General features: G+C 45.9%; 1 protein-coding gene. It reads right to left on the bottom strand.

All coding sequences use genetic code 11. The features are described from left to right. Window positions 1-134: 134 nt before the first annotated feature. Window positions 135-394 (bottom strand): cytochrome b family protein (locus D7X96_RS39395; RefSeq protein ID WP_502260798.1); only part of this gene is annotated, 260 nt, incomplete at its 5' end.

Here is a 394-nt window from a genome sequence, read left to right as displayed (position 1 = left end):
AAATAACATAAATTATGTTGGTAATTTGAGGTTGATGACAAACGAAACATAACCTGATGTGATCTGCGTAGGCCGGATAGGGCGCTCGCGCCGCATCCGGCAGGGATAACGCGTACTTTGTCGGCAATATGAAGTTATACAGATAATTTGTTGTGAACCTGCTTGCGTAACCGGGTAAAAAGGGAACGCAACTTCTTATACCGTAAGGCTAAAAGCAGTACAGCCAGCCCAGCGTAGATGAGCGGCTGCGGTGAAATAATCTTCACTGACCACAGATAATGTATTGGGGCCAGGATCGCGACAAGATAGACGAAATTATGCAACTGTTGCCAGTGCTTGCCGAGTTTTCGCTGCATCGCCTGGGTTGAAGTAAACGCTAAAGCAAGCAAAATTA

This window comes from Corallococcus interemptor, assembly GCF_003668875.1.
In the GTDB taxonomy this organism is placed as follows: domain Bacteria; phylum Myxococcota; class Myxococcia; order Myxococcales; family Myxococcaceae; genus Corallococcus; species Corallococcus interemptor.
Note: the sequence above shows the minus strand (reverse complement) of the source record. Positions and strands in the feature narration are given on the sequence as shown.